Annotated in this window: 18 protein-coding genes; 5 read left to right on the plus strand and 13 right to left on the minus strand. The window is 44.9% G+C overall.

The genetic code is table 11. The features are described 5' to 3' along the window. Positions 1-307: 307 nt before the first annotated feature. Positions 308-2,998: a bifunctional acetate--CoA ligase family protein/GNAT family N-acetyltransferase gene (locus EKG38_RS17870; protein ID WP_126521614.1), complete on the plus strand. Its 2,691-nt coding sequence runs from the start codon at positions 308-310 to the stop codon at positions 2,996-2,998. 78 nt (positions 2,999-3,076) lie between these two features. Here EKG38_RS17870 and EKG38_RS17875 read toward each other — a convergent pair whose 3' ends face one another. The 3 genes from EKG38_RS17875 to dmeF form a co-directional block, all read right to left on the minus strand. After that, positions 3,077-4,108: a diguanylate cyclase gene (locus EKG38_RS17875; RefSeq protein ID WP_126521616.1), complete on the minus strand. Its 1,032-nt coding sequence runs from the start codon at positions 4,106-4,108 to the stop codon at positions 3,077-3,079. 379 nt (positions 4,109-4,487) lie between these two features. Next, positions 4,488-4,907 carry a MarR family winged helix-turn-helix transcriptional regulator gene (locus EKG38_RS17880; RefSeq protein ID WP_126521618.1) on the minus strand — a complete coding sequence of 140 codons (420 nt, stop codon included), beginning with the start codon at positions 4,905-4,907 and terminating at the stop codon, positions 4,488-4,490. Between the two features lie 30 nt (positions 4,908-4,937). Beyond that, positions 4,938-5,954 (minus strand): CDF family Co(II)/Ni(II) efflux transporter DmeF, encoded by a 1,017-nt coding sequence (gene dmeF, locus EKG38_RS17885; RefSeq protein ID WP_126521620.1) that lies wholly within the window; start codon positions 5,952-5,954, stop codon positions 4,938-4,940. A 510-nt stretch (positions 5,955-6,464) separates the two neighbouring features. Here dmeF and eco point away from each other — a divergent pair. Continuing rightward, positions 6,465-7,037, plus strand: a complete 573-nt coding sequence (eco, locus tag EKG38_RS17890; protein WP_126521622.1) for a serine protease inhibitor ecotin — start codon at positions 6,465-6,467, stop codon at positions 7,035-7,037. A gap of 99 nt (positions 7,038-7,136) precedes the next feature. Here eco and EKG38_RS17895 read toward each other — a convergent pair whose 3' ends face one another. From EKG38_RS17895 to zwf, 4 genes are read right to left on the minus strand one after another with little or no spacing between them, the layout of a single operon-like run. Continuing rightward, the gene (locus EKG38_RS17895; RefSeq protein ID WP_126521624.1) at positions 7,137-7,778 is read right to left on the minus strand and encodes a bifunctional 4-hydroxy-2-oxoglutarate aldolase/2-dehydro-3-deoxy-phosphogluconate aldolase; all 642 of its coding nucleotides are present in this window, start codon (positions 7,776-7,778) and stop codon (positions 7,137-7,139) included. Between the two features lie 17 nt (positions 7,779-7,795). Next, on the minus strand, positions 7,796-9,622 hold the full coding sequence (edd, locus tag EKG38_RS17900) for a phosphogluconate dehydratase (RefSeq protein ID WP_126521626.1): 1,827 nt from the start codon (positions 9,620-9,622) through the stop codon (positions 7,796-7,798). A gap of 9 nt (positions 9,623-9,631) precedes the next feature. After that, the gene (pgl, locus tag EKG38_RS17905; protein ID WP_126521628.1) at positions 9,632-10,330 is read right to left on the minus strand and encodes a 6-phosphogluconolactonase; all 699 of its coding nucleotides are present in this window, start codon (positions 10,328-10,330) and stop codon (positions 9,632-9,634) included. Between the two features lie 12 nt (positions 10,331-10,342). Next, positions 10,343-11,815: a glucose-6-phosphate dehydrogenase gene (gene zwf, locus EKG38_RS17910; RefSeq protein WP_126521630.1), complete on the minus strand. Its 1,473-nt coding sequence runs from the start codon at positions 11,813-11,815 to the stop codon at positions 10,343-10,345. 309 nt (positions 11,816-12,124) lie between these two features. On the opposite strand from zwf, the gene EKG38_RS17915 reads away from it, so the two are divergent. Next, positions 12,125-12,979: a MurR/RpiR family transcriptional regulator gene (locus EKG38_RS17915; RefSeq protein WP_126521632.1), complete on the plus strand. Its 855-nt coding sequence runs from the start codon at positions 12,125-12,127 to the stop codon at positions 12,977-12,979. A gap of 184 nt (positions 12,980-13,163) precedes the next feature. After that, a complete protein-coding gene (gene pyk / locus EKG38_RS17920; protein ID WP_126521634.1) occupies positions 13,164-14,603 on the plus strand; it encodes a pyruvate kinase in 1,440 nt (479 codons plus the stop codon). A gap of 287 nt (positions 14,604-14,890) precedes the next feature. Here the strand turns inward: pyk and EKG38_RS17925 are convergent, their stop codons facing one another. Then, entirely contained in the window at positions 14,891-17,167 is a 2,277-nt protein-coding gene (locus tag EKG38_RS17925; RefSeq protein ID WP_126521636.1) for an acyl-CoA dehydrogenase, read from the minus strand. A gap of 23 nt (positions 17,168-17,190) precedes the next feature. Then, positions 17,191-17,826 carry a TetR family transcriptional repressor PsrA gene (psrA, locus tag EKG38_RS17930; protein WP_012142410.1) on the minus strand — a complete coding sequence of 212 codons (636 nt, stop codon included), beginning with the start codon at positions 17,824-17,826 and terminating at the stop codon, positions 17,191-17,193. A 746-nt stretch (positions 17,827-18,572) separates the two neighbouring features. On the opposite strand from psrA, the gene EKG38_RS17940 reads away from it, so the two are divergent. Continuing rightward, on the plus strand, positions 18,573-19,946 hold the full coding sequence (locus EKG38_RS17940) for an SLC13 family permease (RefSeq protein ID WP_126521638.1): 1,374 nt from the start codon (positions 18,573-18,575) through the stop codon (positions 19,944-19,946). Positions 19,947-20,023: 77 nt separating this feature from the next. Here EKG38_RS17940 and EKG38_RS17945 read toward each other — a convergent pair whose 3' ends face one another. From EKG38_RS17945 to EKG38_RS17960, 4 genes are all read right to left on the minus strand, one after another. Then, positions 20,024-20,875, minus strand: coding sequence for an alpha/beta hydrolase (locus EKG38_RS17945; RefSeq protein WP_126521640.1), 852 nt, complete (start codon positions 20,873-20,875; stop codon positions 20,024-20,026). After that, positions 20,875-21,342, minus strand: coding sequence for an OsmC family protein (locus EKG38_RS17950; RefSeq protein WP_126521642.1), 468 nt, complete (start codon positions 21,340-21,342; stop codon positions 20,875-20,877). Before EKG38_RS17950 ends, EKG38_RS17945 begins: the two co-directional genes overlap by 1 nt. Positions 21,343-21,415: 73 nt before the next feature. Next, entirely contained in the window at positions 21,416-22,336 is a 921-nt protein-coding gene (locus tag EKG38_RS17955; RefSeq protein WP_246033209.1) for a cation efflux transmembrane domain-containing protein, read from the minus strand. Positions 22,337-22,459: 123 nt separating this feature from the next. Beyond that, entirely contained in the window at positions 22,460-22,684 is a 225-nt protein-coding gene (locus tag EKG38_RS17960) for a hypothetical protein (protein WP_126521644.1), read from the minus strand. Positions 22,685-22,825 lie beyond the last annotated feature (141 nt).

Genomic DNA, 22,825 nt, shown 5'->3' on the forward strand with positions numbered 1-22,825 from the left:
GGACAATGGAGTGAAATCAATTCATTTCATGCATGGATAGTAAAAATGACATATAGCGATAACCCTCAATACCAAACGACCTGTTAAATATAGACTGTAACCTCACTGGCTTCTATCAATTTAATTCAACGCATATCGAATTCGTGTTGATACATACTCGCTATAAGAGCTAAATAACTTAACTTCAATACGGCGCAACTTAACCCGGCACATGAGTGTAAACGGGCTAATTATCCTACTAAATTTAAGGAGATTTATTCTACATATCAGGTACACTCGTAGCTATGCCTATCGATGGGGAAAGTGAATGAGTCAACGTACACTGCATACTTTGTTTAAACCGAAATCTGTCGCCATTATCGGAGCTTCAAATACCGAAAAACGTGCAGGTAACGTGGTGATGAAAAACTTGCTTGCTGGTGGGTTTTCCGGTCCCATCATGCCGGTTACCCCTAAGTATGAAGCGGTACTCGGCGTACTCGCCTACCCCAATATCGAAGCCCTTCCCTTAAAACCCGATCTGGCCATCATCTGTACCGCCGCTTTTCGTGTACCCGGTGTCGTGGAAACCTTGGCTCAGTTTGGCTGTAAAGTGGCCATCATCATGGCCTCCGGCATGGCCAGCCATTTTAACGATGAAGGGGTTAGTTTCCTGGAGGAGACTCAGCTCAATGCTAAACGCTATGGCATGCGTATCCTGGGCCCTAACAGCTTAGGGATGATGCTGCCAAACCTCGGTTTAAACGCGAGCCTGGCCCATGTCAGTGCCCTGCCAGGCAAAATTGCTTTTGTATCGCAATCGGCTGCGATATGCACAACCGTACTCGACTGGGCCAATAATAAGGGGATCGGCTTCTCCTCGTTTATCTCATTAGGTGATGCGACCGACATCGACTTCGATGAGCTACTGGACTACCTGGGTCGGGATTCGAGAACCAACGCAATCATGCTCTTTGTCGATTCCATTAACGAAAAACGTCATTTCCTGTCGGCGGCTCGAGCCGCCTCACGCAATAAACCCATTTTGGTGATCAAATCGGGCCGGAGTTTAGAGGGCACAAACGCCGCTAAACTTCACACCGGTGGCGTAACGGGTAACGATGCCGTTTATGAAGCCGCTTTCAGACGTGCAGGAATGCTCAGAGTCAACGATCTTATCGAACTGTTTGCCGCGGTCGAAACCTTAGCCCATTCCTCCCCTCTGCTCGGAGAGCGACTCGCTATCGTTAGTAATGGCGGCGGGCCCGCAGTACTCGCCCTGGATCAACTCATGCTTGGCGGTGGAAAGTCTGCCAGCCTCAACAGTGAAACCTTAAATTTACTCGATGAGCTGCTGCCCTCAACCTGGTCCGGTCAAAATCCGATAGATATTGGCGGTGATGCCGATGCTAAGCGCTATGCTAAAGCGGTTGAGATAATGATGGACAGCGATGATGCCGATGCGATCTTGGTACTGCATTCCCCTTCGGCGCTGGGAGACAGTGTCGAAATTGCCAATGCACTCGTTGAGATGGTTGCCAAACATCCCAGGAGGAACAGGGTCAACGTGCTCACCAACTGGAGTGGTGAAGATTCTGCCTATCCGGCCAGAAAGCATTTTAACCGAACTGGGATCCCCACCTATAGAACACCCGAAGGTGCCGTAGGTGCATTTATGCATATGGTTGAGTACCGTAGAAACCAGAAATTACTGCAAGAGGTCCCTCAATCTATACCGGATAACATTCCTACCAATGCAGAACAAGCCAGAGCGCGACTCGCTAAGGCGCTTGGACAAGGTAAGAGAATTCTTGAGACACATGAATCTCAGGAGGTCCTCAGTGCCTATGGACTCAAGACTATCGATACCTATGTCGCCAACACCCCGGAGGATGCGGTGACGGTGGCCAATAAGATTGGTTATCCGGTGGCGGTCAAGGTCCAATCACCTGACATACACCATAAATCAGATGTCCATGGCGTCATGCTCAATCTGACTTGCGAAGATGAAGTGATCCAGGCAGCAACGGCCATCAGATCCCGGGTGTTATTAACCAACCCAGATGCCAAGATTGAGGGGCTGATCGTACAGAAGATGGCCCTAACAGCAGGGGCACAGGAGATCCGGGTTGCAGTCATTAACGATCCTGTCTTTGGACCGGCGATCTTACTGGGTGAAGGAGGCTCAGAATGGGAACCAACTAAAGATGCGGTTGTGGCACTTCCTCCATTGAATATGACACTCGCCCGCTATATGGTGATCCAGGCGCTGAAAACACAGAAGTTACGAGACCGACATCTTCCTTTAGGCTTAAACATGCATGCCCTGTGTGTCATGTTAACTCAGATTTCTCATTTGATAATTGACTGTCCCGAAATTGCCAGTCTCGACCTTAACCCTGTGCTATGCGCAGGTGAAAACGTCACGCTTCTCGATGTCAATATTCAGCTGCACGACACACCGGTAGACAATGCATCCAGGCTAGCGATATCGCCCTACCCCAAAGAGTTGGAGCAGGAAGCCACTCTTAAAAACGGCCGGGAGGTCATGCTCAGACCCATATTGCCTGAAGATGAACCTAAACATCTGGCCTTCGATAACTCCCTGTCCGATGAAGATAGATACAAACGTTACTTTGGCGTTCGCTCAAAGATGACACACGAAGAGATGGCGGTACTGACTCAGATTGACTATGCACGCGAGATGGCCTTTATTGCCACCGCAAAGGGTGATGACGGCGAAGAGATCACACTGGGCGCGATCAGAGCCTCGATCGATCCCGATAATACCGAGGCTGAGTTTGCCATGGCTGTAAGAAGCGATCATCAGGGACAAGGGCTGGGCAAGCTGCTGCTTGAGAAATTAATAGCCTACTACAAAGGCAATGATACCCAGGTACTTACCGGATTCACCATGTTCGAAAATCGCAGCATGGCTAACTTAGCCAAACGGTTAGGCTTTACGGTGACATTCGATATGGAAGAGCATCTGATCAAGATGGATATGAAATTGAGGTAAGCAGACTCAAACGTTAAAGTTTATTCGTTACTGTTATCAAACGAAGGCTCCGTCGGAGCCTTCGCCTTAAAAAAAATGCTATTCACTTCTTACACAGTTTCTACCGCATGACTTAGCACGATATAAGGCTTCATCGGCTCTGACAAAATAACTCTCTCTGTCGTCACTGATATTGAGCGTCGCAGCCCCTATGGAGACAGTAATCGAGCCTAAGGAGAGTTTTTTATCTTTCCCTACTGTCAATTTTCGCTCAGCAATTTTACTGCGCAACTGCTCGGCAACAATCAAGGCATCGGCCAATTCGGTATCGGGTAGCAGAACAACAAACTCTTCACCACCATATCTGGCAACGAAGTCACTTCCTTTGACGGCTTGCTTTAGGGCTAAGGCGATATACGTCAATACCTTATCACCAATAACATGACCATGATTATCATTGAACTGTTTAAAGTGATCGATATCGATGACCAATAAACAGCTGGATTCTTGAGTCTTGGTTAAACGCTGCATGTGTATCAGCACTTCCTCTTCGAAAGCACGGCGATTATGCAAAGAGGTAAGTTGATCAGTCAAAGCCAAGACATTGAGATTTTCCATCTCAGATTTTAATGAGTTCACCTCACTACTCATCGCATTAAGGCTCGTTTCCATCTGCTTATTACTGCTAATGACATTGTCCATCTCATCGACCAGACTATCGACAAGTTTCTGTAACATGTCGGCGTCTGGACTCTGTTTTAGATCTTGATGAAATTCAGACAGGGTATCATTCAAACTGGCGGTGCCACTGTTCATCTGACTAATTTTAGTCAATAGATTATTAATCAGGATCTGAGTTTCAATCTGAACGTTTTCAATAATTTCAGGCGACTGTTCTTGAATAAAATTCTTATATAACCCAGCATTAACCTCGGTGCTAAAGGAGATGCCGTTTGAGATCAGGCCATCTATCGCACGTTTCAAGTCCAGATTAATTCCAAGATAATATTCATACCATACGGCGTAATTATCAGGTGTGACAGGAATGTTATGCTCTGACATTGTAGGAACCGCATGTCTGAGAATTTTTGCCGATACTTCAGTATCTGAGAGATGTTTAGCTAAGTTCATTCTTCACCGCCAAAGGGATGTTGTTATTATTTTAACTCACCGATAAGTAACTGCGCGATTACCTATTCTATAAACCCATGAGTTTCAGAATTAATTTTCTATATTTAATCTTCTCGTCCTGAATAAAAACCGTCTTAATCATCCTCACCAATCACAATTGCTTACAAAGCAACTCACATTTCATAACAATATAACACATTCTTTTGTATACCTCTGATAGTAAAGTAGTACAAACGAGAAAATTTTTTGCTAAGAGGATTACATCTGAATTAGCACTCTGTAGCTGGATAGCCGGAGGAGTTAAGGTGGCAATATCCATGGGCAAATTTGAGCGAGGGCTGATACTTGTGGTGAGTATCAGCCCTAAAAATGAAACAGGTTAAAACTCTGCGTTGACTCTCTGCAAAAAACTGAGAAACTGGGCACGCTCCTCATCGGAAAACTTAGCCGTCAGTTCGCCGGTAAGCTGAAGATGAAGCGCATCATGTTCCTCATACAGCTCATGGCCTTGACTCGTAAGTTCAACAAGAATTGAGCGCCTGTCTGACTCGTGAGGTTTTCGGGTAACCAGTTCCAATTTAACCATCTTGTCTATCTGCACGGTTAAAGTACCGGTTGTCACCCCGATCTTCTCTGCCAGCTCCTTCATTCTCATCGGACCGTTTCCTCCGAGAATTTCCACAGTATGCACCAAGGGTAATGAATAGCCTTTGTCTTTAACTACCGCCTGTTCCCAGGAAGATAGTTTTTCATAAAACTCAACCATCACATGGTTAAGTTTATCTTCAGTAGACTTCATCACACTCTCTTATTTCTAATGACATACTCGTTAGGTGCATTCTGCCTGACGACAGGTATTGAGTTCAATGGTCAAATGGCTCAATCGATCAAATTTCTTAAGTTTAGACTTAAAATAGTCGGCGTCTTTCGGCTTATGGGACACTATCGATAGCGCAACCGCATAATGATCTGCACTGACACGCCAGATATGCAGATCGGCGATCTGGTGATCGTCTTCCGATTCGATCTCGGCCACAATCTTGTTCTTATACTGATCTTCGATGCTGGTATCTAACAAGATAGGTGCAGTCTGCCTTAACAGGTTCCATGCCCAACGACTGATAATCACCGAGCCGACTATGCCCATCACAGGATCCAACCAATTCAAGCCGTATAGCTTCCCCAGTAAGAGAGCACAGATCGCCAATATTGAGGTTAACGCATCGGCGAGGACATGAAAGTATGCCGCACGCAGGTTATGATCATGATGCCCTTCTTTGGGTGAATCCCCCTCATGATCTGAGTGTGTTTCGCAGTCAGAATGGTCATGATGACTGTGAGCATGTTCATGAGAATGACCGTGGCTGTGCCCATGGTCGTGACTATGGTGATCTTTTAACAGAAATACACTGATCACATTGACAGTCAATCCTATCAGGGCAACCATAATCGCTTCATTAAATTGGATCTGCTGCGGATTGAATATTCGTACAGCGGACTCTACCAGCATGATCAGAGCCACGAGTCCTAAGGCGATAGCGCTGGTAAAGCCACCGAGGACGCTGACCTTTCCGGTACCAAAAGTAAAATTCGGATTATTGGCGTGTTTTTTAGCATAACTATACGCAAATAGCGTGATCATAAATGCCGCCGCATGTGTTCCCATATGCCAGCCATCGGCCAGTAACGCCATGGAACCGTAGATTGTGCCGGCCGCGATCTCCGCAATCATAGTGATCAAGGTGAGGTACAGAACATACCGGGTATTACGCTCGCCATCATTGTTGATATTGGCAAACTGGTGCTGATGTTGCCAGTCCTGAATGGAGTGAGACTTGCTATTCATATCATCCCTATAGATTTTTTAGTTAAATAATTTTTCGTCGCCAAGGTCTAATTTAGCTTAAAGTTAAGCCTACAGTTGACCATCAATTTAATGTAAAGCTTCGAACCCTGAATAATCTCGAATACATATACTTCGACATTCAAATAGTTTGAAAATCAAACTTAACTGATAGTAATATACTTTGATAGTCAAAGTATATTACTAAATAGGAATAATCATCATTCCGTGTCTGACTTCTCAAAAATAGTTAAATTGATCCATAAGTAGATACCAGTAAATTTAACTTTAAGAGCTGCAAGCCGCCTCACAAGATGGTCATTTATGCACAAGTCAGTCCGCTCATGCTCGACAAATACCTCTCGCATGATAAAAAATTAAAAACTTAACCCTTTTCTTAAACTGAACCGTTTATAGGGTTAACTGATTCAATTTACCTGTAATAATTTTGGCTTAATGCTATTTTTCTTAATGATATTTAAGCAGCTACCTGCTCTTTTGGAGAACTTAACAATGACAATAATCAGACAAACGATAAAACATGCAATCGCCACTTCGGCCTTAGCTGTATCTCTTCTATCATTTAATGCATTAGCGACGAGTCCGGCACATCCAAGTGGCCTTAATCAAAATATGATCACATCGCAAACCTACAACGCGTCTAATTACCAGATTCACGAAGATTCAAAGATGTTTCCATCACCCGCTGAAGGCATGGAGCAGCATATCCTCACGCTACCACCGCTCGATGATGAACAAAATTATATGGTCGAGATACTGATAGGGCAGACCAAAATGGTGGACTGTAATAAACATGGATTAACGGGAGAGCTGACACAGGATTCAGTTAAAGGCTGGGGATATCAATTCTATAGGGTCAATCAAATCACCGATGGACCTAGTACCATGATGGCATGTTTAGAACTCGCTAAGAAAGAAGCTTTCCTGCAGATCCCCGGTAACCTGAAAATAAGATATGACAGTCGTTTACCTGAGGTTTTTTATCTTCCACAGGGGAGTGAAATCAGATATCGAGTCTGGCGTGTTGAGTCCATCTTCAATAGCTCTAAGCTAAACGCTCAGTAAGAAGTAATAAAAAGGCTATCCGAATGGATAGCCTTTTTCTCTTTGTACTAAACGGAAACTCAGACCGAACGATTATTACGGAACCAGACGGTGCATCACTTAAATACCGCTGATCGCCTCTTTACAAAGCTGTGTAATGCGCTCCCAATCACCCTGCTCCATTGCATCCGATGGAGCTATCCAGCTACCACCAATACAATCGACATTTTTAAGCGCCAGATAATCTCTGTAACTGCTTGGCGTAATACCACCCGTTGGACAGAAGCGAATATCCGCAAGCGGACCTGAAAATGCTTTAAGTGCATTTACGCCACCGGATGCTTCGGCCGGGAAGAACTTAAAATTGGTATACCCCAATGCCATACCCGTCATCACTTCAGAGATACTGGCAACGCCGGGAATCAAAGGAATTTTCCCCGCCATAGCGGCTTTTAACAGACTCGGCGTAGCACCAGGTGTGATAACAAACTGAGCACCAGCTTCTTCCGCCTGCTTCAACTGTGCTTCATTCAAAATCGTACCGGCACCGACTAAAGCATCGGGCACCTCTTTGGCAATTTTAGTTATCGCTTCCAGAGCGCAAGGTGTACGCAGTGTCACCTCGAGTACACTAATTCCACCGGCAACGAGTGCATTGGCTAATGGCACGGCATCTTCAATCTTATTGATAACCATAACAGGAACAATAGGGCTTCGATTAAAAATATCTTGTGGTTGTAACGACCAGTTATTCTCAAGCATTGCGTAATTCTTCCTTATTAATAGTTTTCATCGATAGTGCTGGTGCAACGTGCACCAGTTTCCGGACTACTTAAGTTTGATCTTAATGCAGCAAACAACTCTCGACCCATTCCATAACTCGTTCTTCTCAGGTCTACTTTCTCAGCTTCACGAGCAGCAATTTCTTCATCGGCGACTAACAGTGTCAACTCACCGGTTAAGGCATCGACTCTGATTAAATCACCATTTTGAACCTTAGCAATTAAACCACCGTCCAGCGCTTCCGGCGTCAGATGGATAGCAGCAGGGACTTTACCTGATGCACCAGACATACGTCCGTCGGTTAAAAGCGCGACCTTGAAACCGCGGTCTTGTAAGGTTCCCAAAATAGGGGTGAGCTTATGCAGTTCCGGCATACCAATGGCTTTCGGACCTTGGCCCTTGACCACAACGACACAATCTTTTTCTAAATCACCGGCTTGGAAGATAGCCTCAAGCTTATTTTGATCATCGATGACAACCGCAGGTGCTTCGACAAAACGATGCTCTTCTTGAACCGCTGACACTTTGATCACGGCACGGCCTAAGTTACCTTTAAGTAGCTTAAGACCCCCGTTCGCCTGAAATGGAGTCTCAACTTTAGTCAACACTTCACTGTCCAGACTTTCACCTAGACCATCGACCCATTTAATCTCGTCATCAATTAATCTTGGCTCTTGGGTATAACGTCTCAATCCGTAGCCCGCGACAGTGTTGACATCTTCATGTAGAAGCCCACCATCAAGCAGTTCTTTTACCAAAAATGCCATCCCGCCTGCGGCGTGGAAATGGTTGATATCGGCATGCCCATTAGGATAAACCCGAGCCAGTAATGGCACAGCATCCGATAACTCAGAGAAATCGTCCCAATTGACAATCACGCCTGCAGCGCGAGCAGCGGCAACAATATGCATAGTGAGGTTGGTAGAGCCGCCTGTAGCAAGCAATGCCACGATACCGTTTACAATCGACTTTTCATTAACAAGTTCACCGATAGGCGTATATTGGGTGCCCATCTCGGTTAAACGACAAACCTGTTTAGCGGCGGTTTTATTGAGTACTTCTCTTAGTGGATCATCCGGATTAACAAAGGATGAACCAGGCAGTTGCAGTCCCATCACTTCCAGCATTAGCTGGTTGCTGTTAGCTGTTCCATAGAAAGTACAAGTTCCGGCGCTATGGTAAGACTGAGATTCAGCTTCGAGCAGGGCTTTACGATCGATCTTACCTTGCGCATATTGCTGTCTGATCCTAGCCTTTTCCTTATTCGGGATCCCTGATTTCATCGGGCCCGCAGGAACAAATAGCATCGGAAGATGACCAAAACTTAAGGCGCCAATCAATAGGCCTGGGACGATCTTGTCACAGATCCCCAGTAACAAGGCACCATCAAACATGTTATGAGATAAGCCCACCGCCGTAGACATGGCGATAACTTCACGACTTAACAGGCTGAGCTCCATGCCCGGCTGACCTTGTGTCACGCCATCACACATTGCGGGAACGCCACCGGCAACCTGCGCGACACTTCCCACTTCGGCGCAAGCCTGCTTAAGCAGTGCAGGATAAGCTTCATAAGGTTGATGAGCCGACAGCATGTCATTGAATGAGGTCACAATGCCAATATTCGCTTTAGTCAGTGCTTTAATCGACTGTTTATCAGCGGGCTGACAGGCTGCGAAACCATGGGCCAAATTTCCGCAACTCAGTGAACTACGGTGTACCCCATTAAGCTTGGCCTCATCGAGTGCTGCCAGGTATTTAGCCCGAGTTTCTTTACTGCGAGCGATAATTCTGTCGGTAACAGATTGTACGACTGCGTGCATAATATCTCCTTAAGCGCTCCAGTAAACGTCGACCGGTGTCTTGTGCTGAGCTAAGACGGCTCTGATCGGCATGCTGTTAGCATCTTCATTTTCAAGCGCTTGACGGTAAACAGAGAGTTTCTGCTCACCTACAATGTGTAAATAAATTTGACGACTGGCTAATATCGCGGTTTTCGATAACGACAATCGGGGGTTCGGAGCACTGACAGGATTGACCGCCACACACACATCTTCTGTATTTAAGGCGGTATCTATCTCTTCAGAGCAAGGGAACCAAGAACATGTGTGCCCGTCGTTACCCATCCCCAGAATCACTACGTCGAATGGACGTGGGAAATGGGCCAACTGTTCGCTAGCCATGAGGCATCCCTCTTCAGGAGAGGAAAACATATTTTTTAAGCCACGAAACTTGGCGTTAGACGCTCTGTTCTGTAACAGGTGCTCCCTGACTAACTTTTCATTTGAAGCATCTGAGTCATTATCGACCCAACGCTCATCGGCAAGGGTGATATAGACTTCGGACCAATCGATGCTTTTCTTACTCAGTAACTGAAACAGTTTAAGCGGTGTCGAACCGCCTGAGACAATCAGACTCGCCTTACCACGGATATCGACCGCTTCCTGTAGTTGCTTAGCGATTCGCTCTGCAAGCTGGGTTTCCAGTGATGATTTATCATCAAAAGATTTGAACACACTTTCTTTAATCATAGTCATGTTCCTCTACTCGTCCCACGAACGGCCGTCTTTGGCTATCAATGCAACTGATGCCACTGGCCCCCAACTTCCGGCAGGATAAGCCTTTGGCTTCTCGTTGCTATCTTCCCAAGCTTCAATAATACCGTCGACCCATCTCCATGAATGTTCAACTTCATCACGACGAACAAACAAGGCTTGATTTCCTAACATGGCTTCGAGTAACAGACGCTCATAGGCATCGGCAATACGTTCGTTCTTGAAGGTATCGGAGAAACTTAAATCGAGTTTGGTTGTTTGCAGACGTTGTTTCTGTTCCAGACCCGGCACCTTGTTCATCATCTGAATTTCAACACCTTCATGTGGTTGAAGACGAATGGTGAGTTTATTCGGCGGCAAGTTGCGATAGTTTGAGCGGTAAAGGTTATGAGGCGGGTTTTTGAAGTAAACCACAATCTCAGAACTCTTAGTCGGCATGCGTTTACCACTTCGAAGGTAAAAAGGTACGCCAGACCAACGCCAGTTATCGATGTCGACACGCAAGGCGACAAATGTTTCCGCATTAGACTGGGTATTGGCCCCCTCTTCTTCGAGGTAACCAGGAACGGGAGTCCCTTGCAGGAAACCTGAAGAGTATTGGCCTCTAACGGTATTTTCGTAAATATTATCTGAATTGATCGGACGCAGTGACTTAAGCACTTTTACTTTCTCGTCACGAATACTGTCGGCATCCAGGTTAACCGGTGGATCCATTGCGACCAAAGTTAATACTTGTAGCAGGTGGTTTTGGATCATGTCACGCATTTGACCCGCTTTATCGAAGTAACCCCAACGGCCCTCAATACCCACCTCTTCTGCCACCGTGATCTGTACATGATCGATGGTACGATTATCCCATTTAGACGCAAACAGTGAATTGGCAAAGCGAAGCGCAATAAGATTCTGTACCGTCTCTTTACCTAAATAGTGGTCGATACGGTAAACCTGACTCTCTTTATAATAAGCTGAAACTTGGTCATTAATGACTTTAGAAGATTCGAGATCTGAGCCGATTGGTTTTTCAAGAACTACACGTGAGTCAGGATAGATAAGATTTTGTTCGTGGAGGCAGCGACAAATATCACCGAAGATGGCTGGAGGAGTAGCAAAGTAACTCACCATGACACGTTTACTGGGTTCTAAAATGTCATGAAAAGTCTTGTAACCTTCGGACTCAGTGAAATTAGTACCTATATAATGACAACGTGCTAAGAAGCGTTCGAGTGTCTGTTCACACAACTCCTCTTTCACAAACCCCCGCAAAGCTTTAACGACTAACGCTTGATACTCTTCTTGGGTGAATGCATCTTTTGCAACGCCGAGCACTTTAGTCTCTTCGTTTAAAAGACCAGCTTTGTCGAGTTGGTATAATGAGGGAAGTAACTTACGGCGAGCCAAGTCCCCTTTAGTACCAAACAATACAAAATCACAAGCTTTGGCTTCTGGTGTTGTTATGCCCATAGCTCCTAAATCTCCTTTTGTCACAGTGCCACATCGAATCGATGAATATTTCACATGTTTGTTGTAATATAACAACAGAATTTGTTAATTGCATCTAAATTTTGCAAAAAAGCGGGACTTAGTGCCCTAGGCATTCACACACAAAACCTGATATGCTTTTCGTGATTAAATTACTATATATAGTAGAAAGTTTTACCAGTGCCTGAATTATAATTCTCCATAAAGGCCGTGTTTCTCAATTTTAGATACTTTCTAAAATGACGGAAAAAAATAAATATAATTACATTACTTTCGAGTGGACGTACGCATATGAATACCCTTGAAAAGGTTCAAAAAAGCCTTGCACATTTTAGTAAATCAGAGCGCAAAGTTGCTGAGGTTATTCTTGCCTCACCCCAAACGGCGATCCACTCTAGTATCGCCACTTTGGCAAAGATGGCAGATGTCAGTGAACCTACCGTCAATCGCTTCTGCCGACGGTTAGATACTAAAGGCTTTCCTGACTTTAAACTTCACCTAGCTCAAAGCTTAGCTAATGGTACGCCTTATGTCAGCCGACATGTAGAAGAAGATGACAGCCCTGATTCCTATACAACAAAAATCTTCGAATCTTCAATGGCTTCGCTCGATACGGCTCGTCAAAGCGTGGACACAGCAGCGATAAATAAAGCCGTAGATATATTGACTCAAGCTAAGAAGATCTCTTTCTTCGGCCTGGGAGCCTCGGCTTCTGTGGCACATGATGCGCAAAATAAATTTTTCCGCTTCAATGTACCTGTTATCTGTTTCGATGACGTTTTAATGCAGCGTATGAGCTGCATCAATAGTGGTGAGGGTGATGTTATCGTACTTATCTCCCATACAGGCCGGACTAAGTCTATGATAGATATCGCCCGTCTTGCTCGCGAGAATGGTGCGGCAGTCATCGGTCTCACAGCAAGAAACTCGCCTCTATCTAGTGAATGTACCCTGCCCGTCACCATGGAAGTACCGGAAGATACCGACATGTACCTCCCTATGGCGTCCCGTCTGGCTCAATTAGTGGTTATCGATGTGTTAGCTACCGGATTCACCTTGCGACGAGGACCACGCTTTAGAGAGAGTCTGAAGCGCGTTAAAGAGGTATTGAAGGAATCTAGAATCGATAAAGATCCCATACTGTAATTGACTTTCTGCTCCATTCTGGCAGTACAACATTCACCGTACTGCCAAATTTAGACTAATATTTAGTGGCACTTCACAAAAATTAGAACTTGCGCTAGATCATTTTGTTTGTAATTTTCCTACAAAAGTAGGTATTGTCTGTTAATATAGTGTCAGAATTTTTTTAAACTTAACGGAGTATCTCATGTTCCGCAGAACCAAAATTGTAACAACTTTGGGTCCCGCTACCGATCGCGATGACAACTTACGCCGCATTATCAAGGCCGGCGCTAACGTTGTTCGTCTAAACTTCTCACACGGCTCTCCTGAAGACCACCTTAAGCGTGCTACCGATACACGCAACATAGCAAAAGAACTTGGTGTTCATGTTGCTATCTTAGGTGATCTACAGGGTCCTAAAATTCGTGTTTCTACTTTCAAAGACAACAAAAAAGTTCAGCTAGACCTAGGTCGAAGCTTTATCTTAGATGCTGATCTTGAAAAAGGTGAAGGCGATGAGAACCAGGTTGGTATCGACTATAAAGAGTTACCGAATGATGTAAGCATCGGTGATATCCTGATGTTGGATGACGGTCGCGTACAACTTAGAGTTGAAAGTGTTGACGGTAATAAAGTCCACACTACAGTCACAGTTGCCGGACCACTGTCTAACAACAAGGGCATCAACAAGCAAGGCGGTGGCTTATCGGCTGCTGCATTGACTGAAAAAGATAAGCGTGACATCGTCACAGCTGCTGAAATTCAGGTCGACTACTTAGCCGTTTCTTTCCCTCGCAGTGGTGCAGATCTTGACTACGCACGAGAGCTTGCTCAAAAAGCGGGAAGCAATGCACTAATCGTTGCTAAAGTAGAAAGAGCAGAAGCCGTCGCGACTGACGAAGCAATGGATGATGTGATCCGCGCTTCTGATGTTGTCATGGTTGCCCGTGGTGACTTAGGTGTTGAAATCGGCGATCCAGCGTTAGTTGCTGTTCAGAAGAAACTGATCAGTCGCTCACGTCAACTCAACAAGAGTGTCATCACTGCAACGCAGATGATGGAGTCAATGATAACAAGCCCGATGCCTACTCGTGCAGAAGTTATGGACGTTGCAAACGCAGTACTCGATGGTACTGACGCTGTAATGCTTTCAGCTGAAACGGCTGCCGGTGACTTCCCAGAAGAAACTGTACAAGCGATGTCTGATGTTTGTCTTGGTGCTGAAAAGCATCCTAGTGTACAAGTATCTAAGCACAGACTAGATGAAAGTTTTGTTACTGCTGAAGAGACAATTGCACTTTCAACTATGTATGCAGCTAACCACCTGAAAAGTGTGAAAGCGATTGTTGCCTTGACTGAATCAGGTGCTACACCTCAGTTAATGTCACGCATCAGTTCTGCACTGCCTATCTTTGCTTTGTCTCGTCATGACGTGACTCTAGCTAAAATGGCGCTTTACCGTGGTGTTCAGCCTGTACATTTTGATTCTACGCAGTTCGCTGCAGAACAGCTTGCCTCGAAAGCATTAGAATCACTGACTCAAGCAGGTTACCTGAAGAGCGGTGATATGGTCTTGATGACTAAGGGTGACACTATGGAAACTATCGGCGGAACAAATACTTGTAAAGTATTAATCGTCGCTTAATTTCGATATTCATTCTAAGAAAGGTACGCTCAGGCGTACCTTTTTTTTGCCTGTTTGATCTGGATATCGATAGCATTGACATAAATATACAGACCCGTCTCTTTTCACCAGTCTCTCCCCTTGTTAAAAATCTACACACTCATGTGTGATCCCGCTTTTTCGGTGGAGTGTCGAATGTCAGCTTTTGATCTATTGCTGTCAGTTTCGCAAAGATTAAAAAAGGCACCCGCTGGGTGCCTTTTTCGACTGAGTCAGTGTGTTATAACACTATCGTTCTCGCTTCACTGTTACAGCGTTTCAAACTCATCAACATGAATCGCGATTAAACGTAATTTATCTGCGTTCACAATAGCTTCAAATTCACCTTTATTGATTATTGATACCTCAAGAGCCATCTCAAAGAGTGCCATGTTGGCCATTTTCTTCGGCAAGGTTCCCGCGCGCTGAGCTTTTTTGATCTTCTTATAAGTATTGCGACATTCAAATTGAGCAAGAAATGCATCTTCAACCTCGGCAATACCACCTTTATCACCTTCAAACTCGGGACAAAGGAATGTAAGTCTGTCTCTGGCAGGTCCGGGTTGCAGCATTCCCTTAGCTAAATCTGTGGTCATCTTATCCGTAGGACCATTAAAATGATTACCTAGTGGGAAGATCAAGGCTCTCATTATCCAAGCAACGGGGCGATTCGGGAAATTACGCAACGCACCATCCAACGCTTTTGCCGCTTTCTGCAACCGGGTTGCCATCACAAATCGTACGGCAGGGAGATCATCTTGCTGACGGCCATTATCTTCAAACAACTTTAATGTCGCAGAGCCTAAATACAATTCGCTGAGCACATCCCCCAACCTTGCAGACAACATCTCTTTACGCTTAAGGTCCCCCCCCATGATCAACATAGCAAGATCAGTGACAAAAGCTAAACCCGACGAAAGTCTGGTCATATCCTTATAATATTGCTGTGTTTCACCGCTAACCGGCGATTGGTTGAAGCGGCTGCCGGTTAATGCGCAAAACAGCGAACTAAACGCATTTCTGGCACCGTAGCCAATATGGCCTAACAACAGAGAATCAAACCTTTCCAATGCAGCGCTGGAATCTTCCATGGCGGCAGTTTCCATCTCAGCAAGTACATAAGGGTGACAACGTGTCGCGCCCTGGCCAAAGATCATCAAACTGCGGGTCAAAATATTTGCCCCTTCGACCGTAATCGAAATAGGGTTGGCCATATAAGGATGACCTAAATAGTTTTTCGGTCCAAGCTGGATGCCCTTGCCTGACTGAATATCCATCGCATCATTAAGCACATCACGGCTCATCTCGGTCATATGATACTTTGCTATCGCAGTGACAACCGAGGGCTTAACTTTCAGGTCAATACCTGTAGTTGTGAGGCGCCTAGCTGCTTCAAGCTGATAAGTATTGGCGACGATTCTGGCCAATGCCTCTTGAACACCTTCGAACTGACCAATTGATAAACCAAATTGATGACGTACATAACTGTACGCGGTAGTGGTCTTAGTGGCTGTGTGACCGCAAGCCGTCGCCAGTGCAGGTAATGAGATCCCTCGGCCGGCAGAAAGACACTCAACCAGCATTCTCCAACCTCTGCCCGCGTATTGTGGACCACCGATGATCCAATCCAGCGGGATAAAGACATCTTCCCCGTAAGTCGTACCATTCATGAATGCCATGCCCAGTGGGTTATGTCGCTGACCCACTTTCACTCCCGGATGATCCGTTGGGATCAGGGCACATGTAATACCAAGGGCTTCTTTATCACCGAGTAGACCGTCAGGATCACGCATTTGAAACGCGAGCCCCAATACTGTAGCAACCGGAGCCAGCGTAATGTAACGCTTATCCCAGTTAAGTTTTAATCCTAATACCTCTTCACCTTCAAACTCCTGACGACAGACGATGCCTTCATCTGGAATCGCGCCCGCATCAGAACCCGCTTCGGGACCCGTTAACGCAAAGCAAGGCACAGCTTCACCAGAGGCGAGTTTAGGTAGCCAATTTTCTCGTTGCTCTTGTGTACCATAATGGGTAAGAAGTTCGCCAGGTCCTAAAGAGTTAGGCACCATGACCGTCACGGCCGCACTTACACTTCGGCTGGCTAATTTAGCGACAATAGTTGAGTTAGCATAAGCCGAAAATGCCTTACCTCCATATTGCTTAGGGATAATAAGGGAGAAAAAGCCCTCTTTCTTAAAATATTCCCAAAGCTCTGGCGGCAGGTCTTTGCGGTTGTGAACAATATCGAAATCATCAATCATGGTCAGTGCTGTCATGACCTGATTGTCGATAAAATCTTGTTCCTCATTGGTCAGCTTAGGCTTACCATAGCTATGTAGTGTTTCCCAGTTAGGCTTACCCCTGAAAAGTTCACCTTCCCACCAAACATCGCCGGCTTCCATCGCTTCTTTTTCTGTATCAGACAGAGGCGGGAGTAGCTTCTTAAAAAATGAAAAAATCGGACGAGTGATAAACTGCATCCTGATGTTTTTGACACCAAAAAGCACAATGATTACGAGTAGTGCAAGTATAAGTAGAGTCATGGTATTACCTTTTGTTTTGCGCCTTAATTAACAGGAACTGACACACCGGCAGAGAGGTATGGGATCACTTTACGAATAACCGTTTCTATATTGTTTTGCTCACCAAAATCGGCTCCGGCTATCTCAATTAAAGCATCTGCCGAAGCCATAGTGAATACGACCGTACCTAAGGTAAAGTGTAAACGCCAAAACATCTCAGCGGGGGGAATATGGGGTGCGCTTGCGGCAACCGCTTTCACGAACTGATCTAAATGTTCGCCGTAATGAGTCGTGATAAACCAGCGCAGATGTCCCTGACTTTCAATGTAGCCACGGCCCAAAAGCTGCAAGAAGGTGCTTGTACCTTCGGCTCTTACTTTATTCAGATCCAGAAGAGGCTCTACTAAGATAGAAAAGATATCATTGAGTGAGGCATTTTTATCCGATGCCTGCAATCTGACGATTTCGGCCGAAGCAACCGGCATAAAGACATCGAGATACCGGGCCAATACAGCACGTATCAACTCTTTTTTTGAACCAAAATGGTAATTAACTGAAGCCAAATTGACCTCGGCCTTACTGGTAATCAGACGTAATGAGGTTTCAGAAAAGCCTCTTTCTGCAAATAACTTTTCTGCAGCATCCAGTATTCTTGTTTTAGTATCGGATCTATTTGCCATTCCGTGACCTTATCACTCTATTTTAAACACCCGTTTAAATTAAACATTGGTTCACTTTTTGTCAAATGAAATTAGCTATCAATTGCACTCTATGTGTACTATTTCAAAGAAAGTCTGGTATTAATGCGACTATCGTTTGAAACTCACAGAAGTTTACGCATGTTCGCCCAGATAGCTCCTTTCCATATGAGATTAACATTTTTAAACATTTCTCAGTCACGCAGGGGATTTATACCAATCGGTATAAAGGTGTGGTCACTCAGCGAGAGTTTAGCGCTTGTGAGGCAAGGCAACGAGTGAGGAACATAGTTATTCTACGTTTAAGCTCGTTAACGCCGCATCACAAGTGCTAAAACTCGCCTTTCAGGAGTGTTTTTGGCTGCCTACTTCCGTGTTGAATGAGTTCAAAAGGGATCACCATTCCCTCACTCCTTCGCCTTGAATTATGCAGCCAAAAATAACTCTGAGTTGACCACTTTCTTATACCGATTGGTATTATTGGCTTTGCCATGAGGTAAATGACTGATAGACGACAGACCGTAAACAGATAAAACAATCAACTCCTGCCGAATATCTCCCCTCGTTAAATTGATATTTTAACCAACTGTTTTATGTCTATTAAATTACCAGTAAAAACGCTCAACTGTGCAATAATAGTACTATCCGTAAAATCTATACAGACGACCCTATGAGCTTCTCTCACGTAGGTCATTAGTCAAAGAAAGGATCGGTGCTAAGGAAAGCATATGCATAGCTTGTCTCTCGCCATAAAAGATTGGTTGTTACACCGCAAGAGTTTGATCTTTCTTGCCGATGCACTCCTGTTTGTGGTCATGTTAAATACACTGCCATTTCAACCTGATATAGTGATAGGTCTCAGCCTGCTAATATTTATTGCCATATTGTGGCTGACAGAGGCCATTCACGTTTCGATCACCGCCATATTCGTTCCTCTGCTTGCCGCGGGACTCGGTGTCCTCGAAACACCTCAGGCCCTTAGCAACTTCGCCAACCCGATCATATTTCTGTTTCTTGGCGGCTTTGCTCTTGCTGCTGCCCTGCACCGCCAGCGAGTAGATAAAGTCATTGCTGACAAAGTGCTGCAACTCGCGAATGGAAAGATGAGTGTCGCAGTCGTGATGTTATTCGCAGTGACAGCCATTCTCTCTATGTGGATCAGTAACACGGCTACGACGGCGATGATGTTGCCATTGGTACTGGGTATTTTAGCTAAAGTCGATGACAAGAGTGATCACAACACCTATGTTTTTGTTCTGCTGGGAATCGCTTATTGTGCCAGTATCGGTGGAATAGCCACTATCGTTGGCAGTCCACCCAATGCAATCGCGGCTGCCGAGGTTGGTCTCAGTTTTACAGAGTGGATGATGCTGGGTTTGCCGATAACTTTGATTCTGCTCCCTATAGCAGTCAGCCTGCTTTACCTGATGTTAAAGCCAAATCTTAGTTACACCTTCAACATTCCCCGTGAACAGGTCAAATGGAGCAGTGCAAAAATTACCACTTTTATCATCTTCGGCATAACTGTATTCCTGTGGATATTCAGTAAGCCACTCAATGCCTATCTCGGTGGCTATAGCAGATTCGATAGTCTGGTCGCCCTCCTTGCTATCATCATGTTGAGCCTTGCCAGAGTCGTAGAATGGAAAGACATAGACAACACAACAGACTGGGGGGTATTACTGCTATTTGGTGGAGGGATCTGCCTCAGTAATGTACTAAAAGAAACCGGCACCAGTACCTTTCTGGCCCATAGCTTAAGTGAATACCTTGAGCAGGCCGATCTGTTTGTGATCCTTTTGATGGTAGTGACCTTTGTCGTTTTCCTGACAGAATTTGCCAGCAACACTGCAAGTACGGCACTGTTAGTCCCTATATTTGCCTCGATAGCGGAAGTGCTGGGTGTATCACCTGTTATTCTGTCAGCACTGATAGGTATCAGTGCTTCATGCGCCTTTATGTTGCCGGTCGCCACGCCGCCGAACGCTATCGTGTTTGGCTCAGGTCATATCAAACAGCGAGAGATGATGAGAGTGGGGGTTATTCTTAATCTTATCTGTATCGTCACCCTATCCACCTTTGTCTGGTTATTCTGGCAGTAACGCTTTTGATAACTAAGGTTGCCAATTAAACATGTCGCCTTGCGCGCCGTGCCATCGACTACACACTATCTGCTTCATCATTTTCCGTATAACCAGTCCAACCCTTGAATCACTGTAGTAGGAAAAGCAGTAGCATGCCTGGCACCTTCAATGATTGAAAGTTTCAGGTCAAGATTTGGATACTTATAACCATTAAGCTTATCTTCCAAGGCCTTAGCATCGGCAACCATATCTTCGCTTTGACCGTATTCAGGCCTCTCCAGACTACCCACAGATAAATATACCCGAACAGGACGAGTAGGTATTTTTACTGACTCAGATAATATGTAGTTATCGTTAAACCAGACCGAAGGGCTGCCAATAATGTAACTGGAAAACATATTAGGTTGTGTAAATAGGATATAGGTTCCAAGCAAACCACCAAGAGAATTGCCGACAAATGTCCTCTGTGTTGAGCTTGCTCGATAATGACTTTCAATGTGAGGAAAAACAGTATTCTTAATGAATTTTATATGCCCATCGGCATTACCCGTTTCACGTTTCCAACTATCGACTTTTATCGGTGTGTAATCTCTTATTCGACTCGAAGATCCACTCGATCCTTCAGAATATGAAATTCCAACAATAATGGCTTCTTCCATGACACCACTATTCATAGGAAAGCGAATCGCGCCGGAAACAAGTTGAAAGCTGTACCAGGCATCGGTTAGATAGATAACCGGGTACTTTCGCTTAGCGTCACTATGATAGGAGCGAGGGAACTTGATAAACAGAGGATAGACTCTATCCGTCTTAGGCTCTTTCAATTCTATAACTGTACTTCTTGGGATTTCAAAGGCGGCATCTGCCAATAATGGCGTACTACATAGAAAAACAAACACAAATATGAACAGTTTCAATGATGCTTCCTTGATGAATAAACAGAACATCAGACAATAATTTCAGTTGTCACTGCTGTCTTTACCGAATTTGCTATGAAGCAATTCTCGTGAGACAGGTGATGCATTTTTTCCAACTGTTCCATTGTTGGCTGACGCTCACCAGAAAAGATGATGTGAGGCCGTAACCTTACTTTGGTCACTGATGTTTTTCCGTCGCCGTCTTTTTCCATAAGACCGACGGCATTATCAAGATAACTTTCTATGATGTACTTACGCTTGGCAGCAATAGAGAGAAACACCAGCATATGACAGCTGGACAAGGCAGCGATAAACGCTTCCTCAGGATCAACGTTCGTCTCTACAGAATAAGGAAGTGGGACTACATGGGGAGAAGATGAAGCCGGCACAATAACCCCACCATCAAATTCCCATGTATGCCCTCGACTATATTGGTTATCAATGAAGCACTCACCTTCACTACGAGCCCATCGAATTACGGCTGTATATTCAGACATCCTTGCTCCTGCTCTCTATAAGTTGTTGTTATCGATATTTTCAGTGACACAATACCTATAATCTTTTGGGCCGTTAAATCAGCACCAATTCGACATCCACAAAGGTGAGTTCACCTGCAAGCTCCGCTGTCAGTGACTCCTTAAACCCCATGATGGCATTGCTGTTATGCCCTGCCAACTTACTAAAAGACAAGCTGATAATCACCAGGTAACTGCTCCCCGTCTTACCTATATTTAGCGCCTCTGAGGTTATTCCCCGCAGCTCGAGTTGGCGGTTTACTTTATCTTCGATAGCTTGATGTTGCACTTCATCCTGTAACTTGCCACCCGCCAATTCAATGAATGCGTCTTTAATGATGCCGATCGGCTGACCAAGTATCGCAACAGCGAGCAGTATCACTAACAAGGCATCGCCAATATAGAGCAGAAAATCGAGTTGAGTCCCGGGTTGAACATAACCAATCACCACCAAGATAGTACCGGTAGAAGCCGAAAGCATGCCGTCAATAAATGAGGCCTTTTGGTCAACCTTGAGCATTGAGCTGCCCATCTTGATACGCCGGTTTTGCATTCGATAAAATGCCGATAATCCCCAACAGATCGATACCATGGCTATGGCATAGTAAACGATTGGTCCGGTTTTTATCATATTAAGCGGCTCTCCTTCCAGGTATTGGAAGATCTTACTGGCGTTAGAGGTGATAGCCGAGATGATAACGCCGAGCAGCAGCAAGCCTTTCATCAATGAATACAGCGCTTCGGTCACGTACAAACCAAAGGGAAACTTCTCTGAGCGAATAGTCTTAATCTTCGATATTTTAAGCGCCACTATCGAAGATAAAAACAGGATAAATGACATGTTACCGTCGAGCAGTAAAGCTTGAGAGCCAGACAGATAAAACGTCGCCCAGCCGCTCAATGCCATCACAAAGTTGGCCACAATACCGATGGAAATCGATTGGCGCTCAATAGATCCAATTTTATCTTTCATCATTCTCTACACATAGTTGTGTCGGATAATTTCAACAGTTAATCCGGTGGTTAGCCGCTCATTGCCAGCAGCCAAAACTAAACCCATAATCACACTTCACGGTTTAATGACTCGTTATATCGCTTCTTAAAAATTTGAGCGAGCCCAGTCACTCTGTTCCGCAATTGGTTTGGGAAAACCAAGAGAATAAACAAAACGATTTTCACTGTCTTCAAAAATGCTAGTACTTATTCCCAGTAAAACGAACCCCTCCTCTAATAATGCACTCGCATCCTGAGGGCATTCAGTTTCAACAATTTTTGTTATGTTAAGCAAAATCTCTTGAGATTTTGTAATTTCATCGTTATCCATGCTAATCCTTGTGTGCTTACTATTAATGTGGATTCATAGGAGAGTTATTTCATTAATATGAATAACTTATCACTAGTATAATCCAGAGATCAATCTAAGGCCGTGTTTGGAGAGCGAGAAAGGTGTTTATCGAGAATTATT

Source organism: Shewanella canadensis, assembly GCF_003966225.1.
In the GTDB taxonomy this organism is placed as follows: Bacteria; Pseudomonadota; Gammaproteobacteria; order Enterobacterales; family Shewanellaceae; genus Shewanella; species Shewanella canadensis.

Excerpts from the sequence above, each read along its gene's own strand:
- dmeF (WP_126521620.1), bottom strand. The coding sequence starts at position 5,954 with ATGAATAGCAAGTCTCACTCCATTCAGGACTGGCAACATCAGCACCAG.
- EKG38_RS17915 (WP_126521632.1), top strand. The coding sequence starts at position 12,125 with ATGAATACCCTTGAAAAGGTTCAAAAAAGCCTTGCACATTTTAGTAAA.
- zwf (WP_126521630.1), bottom strand. The coding sequence starts at position 11,815 with ATGGGCATAACAACACCAGAAGCCAAAGCTTGTGATTTTGTATTGTTT.
- psrA (WP_012142410.1), bottom strand. The coding sequence starts at position 17,826 with ATGGCAAATAGATCCGATACTAAAACAAGAATACTGGATGCTGCAGAA.
- pgl (WP_126521628.1), bottom strand. The coding sequence starts at position 10,330 with ATGATTAAAGAAAGTGTGTTCAAATCTTTTGATGATAAATCATCACTG.
- EKG38_RS17880 (WP_126521618.1), bottom strand. The coding sequence starts at position 4,907 with ATGAAGTCTACTGAAGATAAACTTAACCATGTGATGGTTGAGTTTTAT.
- EKG38_RS17925 (WP_126521636.1), bottom strand. The coding sequence starts at position 17,167 with ATGACTCTACTTATACTTGCACTACTCGTAATCATTGTGCTTTTTGGT.
- EKG38_RS17955 (WP_246033209.1), bottom strand. The coding sequence starts at position 22,336 with ATGATGAAAGATAAAATTGGATCTATTGAGCGCCAATCGATTTCCATC.
- eco (WP_126521622.1), top strand. The coding sequence starts at position 6,465 with ATGACAATAATCAGACAAACGATAAAACATGCAATCGCCACTTCGGCC.
- EKG38_RS17945 (WP_126521640.1), bottom strand. The coding sequence starts at position 20,875 with ATGTTCTGTTTATTCATCAAGGAAGCATCATTGAAACTGTTCATATTT.
- EKG38_RS17870 (WP_126521614.1), top strand. The coding sequence starts at position 308 with ATGAGTCAACGTACACTGCATACTTTGTTTAAACCGAAATCTGTCGCC.
- EKG38_RS17960 (WP_126521644.1), bottom strand. The coding sequence starts at position 22,684 with ATGGATAACGATGAAATTACAAAATCTCAAGAGATTTTGCTTAACATA.
- pyk (WP_126521634.1), top strand. The coding sequence starts at position 13,164 with ATGTTCCGCAGAACCAAAATTGTAACAACTTTGGGTCCCGCTACCGAT.
- EKG38_RS17940 (WP_126521638.1), top strand. The coding sequence starts at position 18,573 with ATGCATAGCTTGTCTCTCGCCATAAAAGATTGGTTGTTACACCGCAAG.
- edd (WP_126521626.1), bottom strand. The coding sequence starts at position 9,622 with ATGCACGCAGTCGTACAATCTGTTACCGACAGAATTATCGCTCGCAGT.
- EKG38_RS17950 (WP_126521642.1), bottom strand. The coding sequence starts at position 21,342 with ATGTCTGAATATACAGCCGTAATTCGATGGGCTCGTAGTGAAGGTGAG.
- EKG38_RS17895 (WP_126521624.1), bottom strand. The coding sequence starts at position 7,778 with ATGCTTGAGAATAACTGGTCGTTACAACCACAAGATATTTTTAATCGA.
- EKG38_RS17875 (WP_126521616.1), bottom strand. The coding sequence starts at position 4,108 with ATGAACTTAGCTAAACATCTCTCAGATACTGAAGTATCGGCAAAAATT.